We start from the raw sequence: 12,594 nt of genomic DNA, 5'->3' as shown, positions 1-12,594 counted from the left end.
CTCAGCGGGAGGCGGAGGTGGCGAGCTCCGCGAGCACCGCGTCGGTGAACGGCGTCCAGACCTCGGCCGCCCACGGTCCGAAGGCCCGGTCGGTCAGCGCGACGCAGGCCGCGCCCGCCGCCGGGTCGATCCAGAGGAACGTGCCGGACTGGCCGAAGTGGCCGAAGGTGGCGGGGGAGGAGGAAAGCCCGGTCCAGTGCGGCGACTTGGAGTCGCGGATCTCGAAGCCGAGCCCCCAGTCGTTGGGGTTCTGGTGACCGTAACCGGGGAGCACGCCCTTGAGGCCGGGATGGACGACGGTCTGCGCCTCCAGGACCGTACGCGGGTCGAGGAGGCGCGGGGCCTGCACCTCGGCCGCGAAGCGCACGAGGTCGTCCAGGGTCGAGACGCCGTCCTTCGCGGGGGAGCCCTCCAGGGAGGTCGACGTCATGCCCAGGGGTTCCAGGACCGCCTGGCGGGCGTACTCGGCGAACGGGATCTCCGTGGCCTTCGCGATGTGGTCGCCGAGCACCTCGAAGCCGGCGTTGGAGTACAGCCTGCGGGTGCCGGGAGGCGCGGTGACCCGGTGCTCGTCGAAGGCGAGGCCGCTGGTGTGCGCGAGGAGGTGGCGGACGGTCGAGCCCTCGGGGCCGGCCGGTTCGTCGAGCTCGACGGCGCCCTCCTCGTAGGCCACCAGCGCCGCGTAGGCCGCCAGCGGCTTGGTCACCGAGGCCAGCGGGAAGCGGTGCGCGGTGGGACCATGGGTACCCAGGAGCGTGCCGTCCGAGGTGACGACGGCGGCTGCCGCGGTGGGGACGGGCCAGTTCTCGATCATCGCCAGGCTCTGCATGCGTATGAGCCTAACGGGAGCCGAATCCTGGATCGCGACCCGATGACGCTTGCCTGGAGTGCACTCCAACGTTCTAGCGTGGAGGTCATGACGGTGATGGAGAGCAGTTCCGTAACGACGGACACCCGCGCTTCCGCCCCGAAGGCGTATCCGCGCCCCGAGGGCCAGGACCACTACACCATCAGCGAGGTCGTCGCCTTCTGCGGGCTCACCGCCCACACGCTGCGCTGGTACGAGCGGATCGGACTGATGCCGCACGTCGACCGCTCCCACACGGGTCAGCGCCGCTTCAGCAACCGCGACCTGGACTGGCTGACCTTCGTCGGCAAGCTGAGGCTGACCGGGATGCCGGTCGCCGACATGGTGAGGTACGCCGAACTGCTCAGGGAGGGCGACCACACCTTCGCCGAGCGGCAGGAGCTGCTGGAGGCGACCCGGCGCGATGTGAAGACGCGGATCGCGGAACTCCAGGGGACGCTCGCCGTGCTCGACTTCAAGATCGACTTCTACGGTGGCGCCCGCGCGGCGTCGCAAGCGGAAAGGGCCTGACGACATGAGCGAGACCGGAAAGATCGCGACCGTACAGCTCGCCGACGGGGGCCCGCAGGTGGGTGTGCAGGGGCTCGGCTGCATGGGCATCAGCGAGTTCTACGGGACCACCGACGAGGCGGGCGCCCGGGACACCCTGGAGGCCGCGCTGGAGGTCGGCGTCACCCTCTTCGACACCGCGGACATCTACGGGAGCGGTGCGAACGAGACGTTCCTCGCGCCGTTCGTCGGGGCGCACCGCGACGAGATCACGCTGGCGACCAAGTTCGCCATCGAGCGGAGGGCCGACGACCCGCACTACCGGGGTGTGCGCAACGACCCGGCGTACATCCGCCAGGCCGTGGAGGCCAGCCTGCGCCGGCTGGGCACCGAGGTCATCGACCTCTACTACATGCACCGCCGCGACCCGCTCGTCCCGTTCGCCGAATCGGTGGGCGCGATGGCCGAGCTGGTCCAGCAAGGCAAGGTCAGGCAGCTCGGGCTGAGCGAGGTGACCGGGGACGAGCTCCGTGAGGCGCACGCCGTGCATCCGATCGCGGCCCTGCAGTCCGAGTGGTCGCTCTTCAGCCGGGACGTGGAGCGCAGCGCCGTGCCCGCGGCCGTCGAGCTCGGGGTGACCCTCGTGCCGTACTCGCCGCTCGGGCGCGGCTTCCTGACCGGGGCGTTCGCGGACGCGTCCAAGGACCTGGGGCAGGACGACTTCCGTAAGCACCAGCCGCGCTTCACCGGGGAGAACGCGAAGACCAACGCCGCGCTGCTGGAACCGGTGCACAAGATCGCTGCGGCGCACGGGGTGACGGCCGCGCAGGTCGCCCTGGCCTGGGTGCACCAGCGGGCCGAGGTGCACGGCCTGACCGTGGTGCCGATCCCCGGCACGCGTAAGCGCAGCCGTCTGCTGGAGAACGTGGCGGCGACGCGGCTCACCCTGACCGGGCAGGAGCTGGAGCTGCTGGAGCCCATCGCGGGCCAGGTGGCGGGGGACCGCTACCCGGACATGAGCAACACGGCCACCGCGCGGGAGTAGGGCGCCCCCCCCGGCCGGCTCACGCCAGCCGGAGCGCGAAGACCGCGAAGCCCGCCGCGAGCAGCCCGGCCGCTGCCCGGCCGGCGTTCGCGGTCCGGCCGGTGGTCTGCCAGGGCGCCTCGAACCTGCGGGCGTACCGGGAGATCCCCACGAGCAGGGCCGCGAACAGGGGCATCCACGCCAGCCGGGCCAGGATCCAGCCGATCGAGTCCGGGTCCGTGGTCAGCCCGGGCACGGCTCCGGCGAAGGAGGCCGGGACGGCGGCGGCCAGCATCGCCGTCTGGTGCCAGCACAGGATCGTCATCGCCGACAGGTTGACGACCACCACGGGCGCCCACAGGGCGGGGCGGCGCAGTGCCCGGCCGATCCGGCCGTGCAGCAGGACCGCCGCACCGCTCTGCGCCGAGGCCAGCGCGAGGACCAGCAGCGACGGCGGATGCGAATTGGTCCGGGCCTCGCCGGGCACGCCGACCATCGAGGCCGGGTAGTGGAAGGCGAGCAGCAGCACGGCGAACAGGGCCGTGCCGCCGACGAGCAGGAGCCCGGCGCCCCGGCGGGAGAGACGGCCCTCACCCCAGGAGACGCCGAGCTGATAGGCGAAGAGCCAGCCGGGCAGGATGTTCAGCAGGCTCAGCCAGGACGGCACGGCGTCCGCGTACGGCCCGTAGCGCAGGAGGTCGACGGCGGCGACCGAGCCGATCAGCGGGGCGGCCGCCCAGCCGCCGAGCCGCCGGGCCATCCGTACGCAGTACGGCGTCAACGCCGTGACCACGGCGTACACCCCGACGAACCAGAGCGGCTGGATCACCAGCTTCGCCCCCGTACGCAAGGTGTCCTCGGGGACGCCGACGGCGTACAGCACCGGGATCATCAGCGCCCACACGGCGGTCACACCGAGCACGGGCCTGCCCAGCCGGACCATCCGGCCACGCAGCCACGCGCCGGTGGTGGACGGACGGCGGTGGTAGGAGAGGACGGAGGCGTAGCCGCCGACCAGGAAGAACACGCCGAGCATCTGGAGCACCCAGCTCACCGGGGAGAACACGGCGAACGTGGAGAGCGGGCTGGCGTTGTGCAGGCCGCCCTCGCTGTCCAGGCCGAACCCGCCGAGCAGCCAGTGGCCGGCCGGCACGGCCATCAGCGCCAGGGCGCGCAGCCCGTCGACCGCGCGGTCGCGGTGGGCGGGGGTGCTCGCGTCGATCCTGGAGACCAACTGTCGGACGCTCATCGCGCGACCCCCTCGGCGATGGCGGTGAAGGCGGCGAGCGAGTCCGTGCCGGGGGCGAAGTAACCGGTGTGGCCCTCGGCGTCCTCCGTGGGTACCCGTCGCGCGCCGAAGTCCTCGTCGGCCGGGTCGGCGCCGTGGCCGAGACCCGCCACCTGGACATGCGGTACGTCGTCGATCCAGTCGGTGTCGTCCTTGGCGGCCCAGACGCGTGCCCCGGTGTGCAGACCGGCCACGTCGTCCGCGCGCATCCCGGGGGAGCCGAGCACCACCAGGTCCGTGGCGCCGAGACCGGAGGCCGCCAGCCCGCACACCACCGAGCCGTAGCTGTGGCAGAACACCACCGGCGCGGGCAGTCCGTCGGCCGCCAGCCCCGCCGTGAACCGGGTCAGCCGCTCGGCCCCCGCTTCGGCCAGGCCGCCCGTCGCGGCGTCCAGTCCGAGGCCGACCGGGGTGGTGTAGCCGGCCCAGGCGATCACCGCACTGCCCCGACCCGTGCCGGCGTACAGGGACTTGGCCATGCCCGCCGGGGTGCCGTACACGTCGCCGCGCCGGTCGAAGGTTCCCGCGTCGATGTCCGACCCGGGCACCACGACGGACACGTGCCGTGCGGAACGCAGGTCCCCGAACACCTCGGCGACCTGGCCGCGCCCCCGGGGGTCGAAAGCGAGGATCTGCCGGCCGGTCGCGGCGAGACCGGCGTACCGGTCGTCGTCGGAGGCGCGCAGCGCGCGGGCGTTGGCACGGTAACGGAGCTCCAGCGGCGCCCCGTCCAGATTGCCGACGACCGACGGGTGCCGCTCCAGCAGCACCCGCTGCTCGGCCGCGCTCAACCCACGGAAGAACGCCCCCACTTGCTCGGGCGTCGCCCGGCCCGGGTCCGGCAGCTCCCGCCCCAGCACCCCGTCGGCACGCCACGAGGCGCTGCCGGGCGGCGGCCCCGTCACCGCCCGCTGGGTGTCCCCGGACGCCCAGCCGGCCGTCCCCGCCACCACGGTGGTCGCCAGTGCGACCGCGGCCAGCGTCCTCGCGAATCGGCGCATCGTGCCCTCCCCTTCCGGTTCCGGCGCACCGTGCGGTGTGCCGGAGAGGAAGGTAGGAAGGCGGTGGGGGACAAGGCGTCACCCCGGGGAGCCAACTGTCCGGGGCTACCGGGGTAGGGGGTGTACGGGGGGACAGCCCCACGTCGAGCAGGGGGCCGGCAGGGGCGGTTACCCCTCGCCCGGAGCCACCAGCCCCGACTCGTACGCGAAGATCACGGCCTGTGCCCGGTCCCGGAGCCCGAGCTTCGCCAGCACCCTGCCGATGTGTGTCTTCACCGTCTGCTCGGCCAGCACCAGCCGCGCCGCGATCTCCTGGTTCGACAGGCCCCGGGCGATCAGCTCAAGGACCTCCGTCTCGCGCGGTGTCAGGCCGTTCAGCCGCAGCGCCGGACCGCCGGACGGCGGTGCCGGGCGCTGACGTGCGAAGTCCGCGATGAGCCGCCGCGTCACGGACGGCGCGAGGAGCGCGTCCCCCGCCGCCACGACCCGCACCGCGGAGATCAGGTCCGCCGGCGGGGCGTCCTTCAGGAGGAACCCGGACGCGCCGGCGCGCAGCGCCTCGTAGACGTAGTCGTCCACGTCGAAGGTGGTGAGCATCAGGACCTTCGGACGGTGCACCACCCCCATCGGCGGGCTCAGCAGCTCGCGGGCGGCGGCCAGTCCGTCCATCTCCGGCATCCTGACATCCATCAGGACGACGTCCGGATGCACCGACCTGCTGACCTCGACGCCCTGGCGCCCGTCCGGGGCCTCGCCCACCACGTCGATATCGCTCTGCGCCGCCAGCAGTGCGGCGAACCCGGCCCGCACCATGGCCTGGTCGTCGACGATGATCACACGGATGGTCACGATTCCTCCGGGGTCACGGATGCAGAGGGCGGCCGATGCGGTGGCAGCGGGATCCGCGCGGCCACCCGGAAGCCCCCGTCCGGCAGGGGACCGGTGTCGAGTGTGCCGCCGGTCAACCGTACGCGTTCCCGCATGCCGACCAGTCCGTGTCCCGTCCCCGACGTCTCCAGCGGCGAACTCGGCCTCCGCCCCTCCTCGTTCACGACCAGCACCGTCAGATGGCCGTCGCGCGCAGTGACCGACACCCGGGTCCGCGCACCCGGCGCGTGCCGCACCACATTGGCCAGCGCCTCCTGCACGATGCGGTACGCCGACAGGTCCACCGCCTGCGGAACTCCGCCCCGCTCCACCGCCTCCCGCACGTCCGCCGCCATGGAGAGCTCGGCCGGGAGCCCCGCCCGTACGGTCGCCTCCACCAGTTGCTGCACCCGGTCGAGTCCGGGCTGCGGGGCGAGCTCGCCCCGGCTGCCGTCGCTGCGCAGCACCGACAGCAGCCGGCGCATCTCGGCCAGCGACTCCCGGGCCCCGGCCGCGATCGAGGCGAACTCCGCCCGCGCCTCCTCGGAGAGCCCGCCGACCCGGTACGGCGCCGAGTCGGCCTGCACCGTGATCACCGACATGTGGTGCGCGACCACGTCGTGGAGCTCCCGGGCGATCCGGGTGCGCTCCTCCAGCAGCGTGCGCTGCGCCCGCTCGGCCTCGCTGATCGTCTCCTGCTCCACGAGCCGGCGCTGGGCCTCGCTCCGCTCGCGTACCGCCGCCCCGATCACGAGCACCACCGCGCCGAGAATGAACAGGAGGAGCGCGCTGCCGTCGCTGCGCGCGGGCGCCACGAGGTGCAGCAACAGCCCGGCCGCGCCCGTCATCAGCCAGACCCCGATCGCGGTCCGCCGGCTCTCGCGCAGTCCCAGGGCCAGCAACACGAAGAGGTAGCCGACCATGACCGGTGGGGTCCACGGCCAGATGTTGTCCTGCGGCCCGGGCCGCACCAGCAGCACCAGGGCGCCCACGACGTCGGCGGTGAAGACGATCCACCAGGCCTGCAGCGGCCGGTGCGCCAGCATCAGCAGGGGCACTGCCTGCCCGACGGCCAGCGCCCCGGCGACGACACCGCGCACCCCGTAGTCGTTGGTCAGCACGTTGATCGTGACGGGGATGAAGACGGCGCTGAGGGCGAGCACGACCGCGTACGGCAGCAGCCGCAGCCAGCGCTTCGGGGAGTCGGCGAACAGGGGGGTCGGCGGGTGGGACGCGTGGGACAGCCCGTGGGCGAGCTCGCGCAGATTGCGGCGGGCGGCGCTCAGCAGACCGTCGGCGGGCGGGGGCCCGGTGGGAGATGGGGGCATGATCGGGTCAGAGTAGGCGCGGAGTGTGCCGGGCGGCGTCATACCGGGGGGTGGACCGCGGGCCGCCGGTCCCGTACCCGGGTAGGGGGCCGGGGGCCCGCGGCCCGTCTCACAGCTCCGCGAGGAGCTCCGCCTTCTTCGCGCTGTACTCCGCGTCCGTCACCAGGCCCGCCTGATGCAGGTCCCCGAGGTGGCGTATCCGTTCCGCGATGTCCGCGGGGTCGCGCCGTGCGCCGCCCACCGGGACCGGCGCGGTCGCGACGGGCACCGACTGCGTCCGGCGGACGGACTCCAGGACCGCCGCGGCGAAGGGCAGCGACTCGTGCACCGGCCCGTAGCCCAGACCGAACACCACGGCGGCGGGGTCCTGGTCCGGCTGGGCGCGGACGGGCGCCTGCCCGCCGGGCCCCGGGTCCGGCCCGGGGCCGTCCGCGTCGGAGTCCGCCGCCGCGCCGCGTGGCAGCAGCCGGAGGTACCCCTCGAAGGCCTCGGGCGAACGCCACTCGATCCCGCCCAGCTCCGCGACGGGGAACGTCTGGTCGCCCGCCTTCCACTTGGCGCTCGACGCCCCCGTCCAGAACCACCGGAAGGAGACCAGGGAGCCGTCGAAGCCGGCCCGGCCGTCGTACGCCTTGAAGTGCATCGGCGCCTCGGGTGCCGTCACCATGAAGCGCTCGGCGGGCAGGGACGCCTCGGACCCGAGCACGGCGCGCAGCTCGTCGGCGTAGTACTCGGCGAGCGTCTCGCGTTCGGCGGGCAGCACCAGGCGGTAGGGGTCGTTCCCCTCCTTGAGCTGCCCGGCCGCGGCCGCGAGCAGTGGATCGGCACCTGGTCTCGGCACCGCGCGCAGGACCACCGTGCCCCGCTTGCCGGGGGTCAGCGTCACCGAAGACAACGCCGCGTACGGAATACGGCGCTCACGCAGGCTCTGGAAGAGCTTCGGCGTGCGGATCCCCCGTTCGAAGCGGATGAGCACGGAGTCGGTGTCGAACTCCCAGGTGGCATGAATTCCGGCCAGCACATCACCCATGTGCCTCATCGTATGTGGCACAGGCTCGCACGTCCCCCTTCGGTACAGGCAGAATCGCGCCCAGGCAGACAGGCCGTTCGCCGCTCTCTACGCGCGTCAGACGTCTTTCTACGCGCGTCAGGCCTCTGACTCGCCGGAAATCTCCCGGTGGCACGCTCCGTCGGTGCTCGCGCAGCTGACCGAATCGTAGGCGCCCACGCCGATCGCGGCGAAGTTGTCGAGACTCTCCGTCCCCGGCTCGAAATAGCCGCTGTGCCCGATCGCCCCGTTCGCCGACACGATCCGCGCACCGAAGGCCGGATCGACCGGGTCGGCGCCGTGTCCGAGCCCGCCGAACGCCATGTTCGGCACATCCGCGATCCAGTCGTCGCTGTCCCGCATCGCCCAGACCCGCGCCCCCGTGCGCAGGGCGTCGGCGTTGTCCGCCCGCATCCCGGGGCTGCCGGCCACCGCGATGTCGGACACCCTGGACGGCAGCTCGTCCGCCGCCACGCCGCACAGCACGGAGCCGTAGCTGTGGCAGAACAGCGAGACGTCCGACGCGCCGGGCAGCGCGTCCAGGAGGCCGTTCAGCCGCTCGGCCCCCTCCGTCGCGAGTCCGCCCAGCGCGGAGTCCATGCCGATCCCCACGGGCGCCGTGTAGTCGGCCCACGCGATGACCGCCGTACGCGAACCGGGACGCGCCGAGCGCTCCGCGGCGTACAGCGACTGCGCCATGCCGACGGGCGCCGCGTTCTTCTTGACGCCCGTGCGCTCCAGCGTCAGGAGATTCGTGTCGACCCCCGGCACCACGACCGAGACCCGCTCGGCCCGGTCGAGATCGCCGAGGACCTCGGCCGCCCTGCCGCGCCCCGACGGGTCGAAGGAGAGGAACTGCCGGTCACCGGAGAGCATGGACCGGAAACGCTCCAGCCGGAGCGCGGACTGATGGCGCCCGTCCGGTGACAGACGTGTGTCCTGTGACCGCTGTTCCTCGGCCGATTCCGCCTGCGCCAGTGCGTGCCGGTTGGCCCGGTAGCGCAGGGTGACCGGGGCGCCGTCGAGATTTCCCACCACCAGCGGGTACTTGTCGGCCAGAGCGACCTGCTGGACCGCCGTGAGCGTCGCGAAGAAGTGCGCCAGCCGGTAGGCCGGAGCGCTCACGTCCGGGAGGGCGTGACCGGCTATGCGGTCCTTCGCCCAGGACGCGAGCGCCGTCTCGCGCGGCGCTGACGAGTGCTGATGGCGTACGGCGGTCCAGCCGGTGGTCGCCAGCATCACGAACACGACCGCGACGGCGAGCACAGCGCGCCACGCGGTGAGAGTGGGGGAGGAGTCGAAGGAATTCACTGCGCCCCACCCTAGGAGACGCGCGCGTGACGTCGTGGCAGGGGTGACGCGGATCACTCGACCGCAGGGAATTGACCGTCCGTCTCTTACGCTCCGTGAGCGCCGGATCCACGATCCGACGCTGTTGGCGCCCGCCGCGTACGCGAATCGGCCTGCGGAGCAGGGGCATTGTGAGTTCGGCCATGCGGGAGTGGTGAGGGGTGCGGCACAGCTGTGCGGTTCGCGTAAGTATGCCTACGCGGCGCGCCAGCTCCCGGAGAGCGCGGGTCCGAGCTGGTCCAGGTGGAATTCGGTCAGCTCCCGCAGCACCTCCACCCCCGCGTCCCTCCGGCGGCCCCACAGCTGTCCGGTCATCCGCATCACCCCGGAGAACGCGGCCACGGCCACCCGCGGGCGCGGATCCGCCTCCGGATCGACACCCTCACGCTCCGCGATCAGCACGGCGGTCTGCTGCTCCAGGCCGATGTGGCGGCGCATATGGGCGGCGTGCAGGACGGGGGTCGACTCGATCACCCGGTAGGCCCGCATCTGGAGTTCGACCGTGACGTCGTCATCGGCCTCGGCGATGCCCATCCAGGCGTCCAGAGCCGCTCGCCGCATTGCCTCGAAAGGGGCTTCCGCGGCGGGACGTTGACGCAGCTCCGCGAGGAAGCGCGCGTCCACCGCCTCCTGGACGGCGAAGGCGACGGCCTCCTTGCTGGCGAAGTAGCGGAAGAAGGTGCGCTGCGAGACGTCGACGGCGCCGGCGATCTCGTCGACCGTCGTCCGGTCGTAACCCTGCGCGGTGAAGAGCCTGAGGGCGGTGTGCAGCAGGGCCTCGCGGGTGCGCCGCTTCCTGCGTTCACGCAGTCCCGTCGGGGCCCCCGGCGCGGGTACCCCGGTCGGAGCTACCGGCGCGGGAGCCCCGGAAGTCTGCCTGCGTGTCACGTGCCGGACCTCTTTTCCCTGCTTTTACCTGTTCAGCCTACCTGTGAGCTACATGACAGTTACCGTCTCGTGAATTGGTTGGTCAACTGTCAGTAGCTGACATAACGTCCTGCGTATGACTAGTCAGACCACTGTCGACAAGGCACCGCGGGAGCCTGAAGACGCCCTTGTTCCCGCATCGGCGAAGGGGCTGCGAGGCCACCCGTGGCTGACGCTGTTCGCCGTCGCCATCGGCGTGATGATGGTGGCGCTCGACGGCACGATCGTCGCGATCGCCAACCCCGCCATCCAGCAGGACCTCGGCGCCTCGCTCGCCGACGTCCAGTGGATCACCAACGGCTACATGCTCGCCCTCGCGGTCTCGCTGATCACCGCGGGCAAGCTCGGTGACCGCTTCGGCCACCGGCAGACGTTCCTCATCGGCATCGCGGGCTTCGCCGCCGCGTCGGCCGCCATCGGCCTCTCCCAGGGCGTGACCCTGGTGATCGTCTTCCGGGTGCTCCAGGGTCTCTTCGGCGCCCTGCTGATGCCGGCGGCGCTGGGCCTGCTGCGCGCCACCTTCCCCGCCGAGAAGCTGAACATGGCGATCGGCATCTGGGGCATGGTGATCGGCGCCTCGACCGCGGGCGGCCCCATCCTCGGCGGTGTGCTCGTGGAGCACGTCAACTGGCAGTCCGTCTTCTTCATCAACGTGCCGGTCGGCGTGCTCGCGCTCGTCTTCGGTCTCGTGATCCTCAGGGACCACCGTGCCGAGAACGCGCCCAGGTCCTTCGACATCGGCGGCATCGTGCTGCTGTCGTCGGCGATGTTCTGCCTGATCTGGTCGCTGATCAAGGGCTCCGAGTGGGGCTGGGGCGACCCGAAGACCATCGGCTTCCTCGTCGCCGCCGTCGTCCTGTTCGCCGCGTTCGCGTTCGCCCAGACGAAGGTCAGGGAGCCGCTGATTCCGCTGACCATGTTCCGCTCCGTGCCGCTGTCGGCCGGTGTGGTCCTGATGGTGCTGATGGCCTTCGCCTTCATGGGCGGCCTGTTCTTCGTCACCTTCTACCTGCAGAACGTCCATGGCATGAGCCCCGTCGACAGCGGACTGCACCTGCTGCCGCTGACCGGAATGATGATCGTCGGCTCGCCGCTCGCCGGCGCCGCCATCACCCGGTTCGGCCCGCGTGTGCCGCTGGTCGGCGGCATGGTGTCCGTCGCGGTCGCCATGTTCGGGATGTCCCAGCTGAGCATCGGCACCGGCACGCTGACCATGTCGCTCTGGTTCGCACTGCTCGGATTCGGCCTCGCGCCGGTCATGGTCGGCGCCACCGAGGTCATCGTGGGCAACGCCCCCATGGAGCTCTCGGGTGTCGCGGGCGGGCTCCAGCAGGCCGGCATGCAGGTCGGCGGAAGCCTGGGTACGGCCGTCCTGGGCGCCGTCATGGCCGCCCAGGTCGACGCGAAGCTCGGCGACAACTGGAAGGCCGCGGAACTCCCGCCGGTCGACCCGGCGCAGCTGGACCAGGCGTCCGCGGCCATCAAGGTCGGTATGCCACCGGTCGCGCCCGGCACCCCGCCGGAGGTGGCGGCGAAGATCACGGACGTCGCCCATGACACGTTCGTGTCGGGCATGAGCTCGGCCTTCATGGTCGCCGGCATCGTCGCGGTGGTGGCCGCCCTGGTCGCCACGCTCACCAAGCGGGGCAAGAACGCCGAGGCCGGAATGGGCGCGGGCCACATCTGACCCGTCGCGGAGTCCCGGCCCGCCCCTGGGCGGCCACTGGGCACCGGACGTCAACACAGCGCACCCGACAGCCCCGCCGGACGGTTCCGGCGGGGCTGTCGCCTATCAGGGTGGTCCGCCGCCCGCCCCCTTCCCGGCCCGTCCTTCCGCAGGTCAGAGTGCGGACATGGCGAGCCGCCCGGTTCGCCGGCGCCACGTCGGCCGAGGTCCGCCCCGTCGGGCACACCTCGGCCGGCGCGGCACTCGACCACGGGGGTTGATCCACCATGCGCAAGACCGTTCTCGCCGCCGCCCTGGCGGCCACCGCACTCGTCCCGGCCACGGCCCTGTCCTCCGGCGCCGCGCCGGCCGCCCCTCATGGGCCCGCCGGACAGGAGCGTGCCCGCAGCGCCCCGCAGTCCGCTCCGGCAGGACTCGCGCCGTGCGGCGCGGGACAGCTCTGCCTCTGGGTGAAGTCGGACTTCACCGGGGCCAGGCAGGTCCATGAACTGTCCACCGTGGACATCGAGAGCTGTGTCCCCCTCCCGGCCGGCGGCCACGCCCAGGCGCTCGTCAACCGCACCGGGCGGCCCGTCACCACCTACCAGTCGGCCGAGTGCGCGGAGACCGGCGAGTTCGAGACGTACCCGGGCGGCGGCACCTGGGTACCCCGGTCACCGTATGCCGTCCGGGCCTTCAAGATCTGGGAGAGCTGAGCGGACGCCGAAGGGCGGCGGA

12 protein-coding genes are annotated in these 12,594 nt (G+C 72.3%); 4 read left to right on the top strand and 8 right to left on the bottom strand.

The window, feature by feature from the left end; all coding sequences use genetic code 11:
• Position 1: 1 nt before the first annotated feature.
• Positions 2-829 carry a serine hydrolase domain-containing protein gene (locus tag ACZ32T_RS03070; RefSeq protein ID WP_467365051.1) on the bottom strand — a complete coding sequence of 276 codons (828 nt, stop codon included), beginning with the start codon at positions 827-829 and terminating at the stop codon, positions 2-4.
• 87 nt (positions 830-916) lie between these two features.
• Here ACZ32T_RS03070 and ACZ32T_RS03065 point away from each other — a divergent pair, with 87 nt between their 5' ends.
• Entirely contained in the window at positions 917-1,378 is a 462-nt protein-coding gene (locus tag ACZ32T_RS03065) for a MerR family transcriptional regulator (protein ID WP_467365049.1), read from the top strand.
• A 4-nt stretch (positions 1,379-1,382) separates the two neighbouring features.
• Positions 1,383-2,402 carry an aldo/keto reductase gene (locus ACZ32T_RS03060; protein WP_467365047.1) on the top strand — a complete coding sequence of 340 codons (1,020 nt, stop codon included), beginning with the start codon at positions 1,383-1,385 and terminating at the stop codon, positions 2,400-2,402.
• Between the two features lie 19 nt (positions 2,403-2,421).
• Here ACZ32T_RS03060 and ACZ32T_RS03055 read toward each other — a convergent pair whose 3' ends face one another.
• From ACZ32T_RS03055 to ACZ32T_RS03025, 7 genes are all read right to left on the bottom strand, one after another.
• Positions 2,422-3,630 (bottom strand): acyltransferase family protein, encoded by a 1,209-nt coding sequence (locus tag ACZ32T_RS03055; protein ID WP_467273531.1) that lies wholly within the window; start codon positions 3,628-3,630, stop codon positions 2,422-2,424.
• Positions 3,627-4,670 carry an alpha/beta hydrolase gene (locus ACZ32T_RS03050; RefSeq protein WP_467365045.1) on the bottom strand — a complete coding sequence of 348 codons (1,044 nt, stop codon included), beginning with the start codon at positions 4,668-4,670 and terminating at the stop codon, positions 3,627-3,629. The genes ACZ32T_RS03055 and ACZ32T_RS03050 overlap by 4 nt, the downstream gene beginning before the upstream one ends.
• A gap of 168 nt (positions 4,671-4,838) precedes the next feature.
• On the bottom strand, positions 4,839-5,519 hold the full coding sequence (locus ACZ32T_RS03045) for a response regulator (RefSeq protein ID WP_467273527.1): 681 nt from the start codon (positions 5,517-5,519) through the stop codon (positions 4,839-4,841).
• Positions 5,516-6,865, bottom strand: coding sequence for a sensor histidine kinase (locus tag ACZ32T_RS03040; protein WP_467273525.1), 1,350 nt, complete (start codon positions 6,863-6,865; stop codon positions 5,516-5,518). Before ACZ32T_RS03040 ends, ACZ32T_RS03045 begins: the two co-directional genes overlap by 4 nt.
• A 109-nt stretch (positions 6,866-6,974) precedes the next feature.
• Positions 6,975-7,895: a DUF4429 domain-containing protein gene (locus ACZ32T_RS03035; protein WP_467263537.1), complete on the bottom strand. Its 921-nt coding sequence runs from the start codon at positions 7,893-7,895 to the stop codon at positions 6,975-6,977.
• A gap of 117 nt (positions 7,896-8,012) precedes the next feature.
• Positions 8,013-9,224 carry an alpha/beta hydrolase gene (locus ACZ32T_RS03030; RefSeq protein ID WP_467365043.1) on the bottom strand — a complete coding sequence of 404 codons (1,212 nt, stop codon included), beginning with the start codon at positions 9,222-9,224 and terminating at the stop codon, positions 8,013-8,015.
• Positions 9,225-9,458: 234 nt separating this feature from the next.
• Positions 9,459-10,073, bottom strand: a complete 615-nt coding sequence (locus ACZ32T_RS03025) for a TetR family transcriptional regulator (protein WP_467365657.1) — start codon at positions 10,071-10,073, stop codon at positions 9,459-9,461.
• 193 nt (positions 10,074-10,266) lie between these two features.
• Here ACZ32T_RS03025 and ACZ32T_RS03020 point away from each other — a divergent pair, with 193 nt between their 5' ends.
• Together ACZ32T_RS03020 and ACZ32T_RS03015 are read left to right on the top strand one after the other, a co-directional pair.
• A complete protein-coding gene (locus ACZ32T_RS03020) occupies positions 10,267-11,877 on the top strand; it encodes an MFS transporter (RefSeq protein WP_467263533.1) in 1,611 nt (536 codons plus the stop codon).
• A 266-nt stretch (positions 11,878-12,143) separates the two neighbouring features.
• Positions 12,144-12,572, top strand: coding sequence for a peptidase inhibitor family I36 protein (locus ACZ32T_RS03015; protein ID WP_467365041.1), 429 nt, complete (start codon positions 12,144-12,146; stop codon positions 12,570-12,572).
• The last annotated feature ends 22 nt before the right edge of the window (positions 12,573-12,594 follow it).

This window comes from Streptomyces sp. NPDC023573 (assembly GCF_055559735.1).
The sequence above is the reverse complement of the archived record's forward strand: the minus strand, read 5'-3'. Positions and strand labels throughout refer to the sequence as shown.

Bases quoted from the DNA above. Each gene is read 5' to 3' on its own strand.
- ACZ32T_RS03070 (WP_467365051.1), bottom strand. From the start codon at position 829: ATGCAGAGCCTGGCGATGATCGAGAACTGGCCCGTCCCCACCGCGGCA.
- ACZ32T_RS03065 (WP_467365049.1), top strand. From the start codon at position 917: ATGACGGTGATGGAGAGCAGTTCCGTAACGACGGACACCCGCGCTTCC.
- ACZ32T_RS03060 (WP_467365047.1), top strand. From the start codon at position 1,383: ATGAGCGAGACCGGAAAGATCGCGACCGTACAGCTCGCCGACGGGGGC.
- ACZ32T_RS03055 (WP_467273531.1), bottom strand. From the start codon at position 3,630: ATGAGCGTCCGACAGTTGGTCTCCAGGATCGACGCGAGCACCCCCGCC.
- ACZ32T_RS03050 (WP_467365045.1), bottom strand. From the start codon at position 4,670: ATGCGCCGATTCGCGAGGACGCTGGCCGCGGTCGCACTGGCGACCACC.
- ACZ32T_RS03040 (WP_467273525.1), bottom strand. From the start codon at position 6,865: ATGCCCCCATCTCCCACCGGGCCCCCGCCCGCCGACGGTCTGCTGAGC.
- ACZ32T_RS03035 (WP_467263537.1), bottom strand. From the start codon at position 7,895: ATGGGTGATGTGCTGGCCGGAATTCATGCCACCTGGGAGTTCGACACC.
- ACZ32T_RS03020 (WP_467263533.1), top strand. From the start codon at position 10,267: ATGACTAGTCAGACCACTGTCGACAAGGCACCGCGGGAGCCTGAAGAC.
- ACZ32T_RS03015 (WP_467365041.1), top strand. From the start codon at position 12,144: ATGCGCAAGACCGTTCTCGCCGCCGCCCTGGCGGCCACCGCACTCGTC.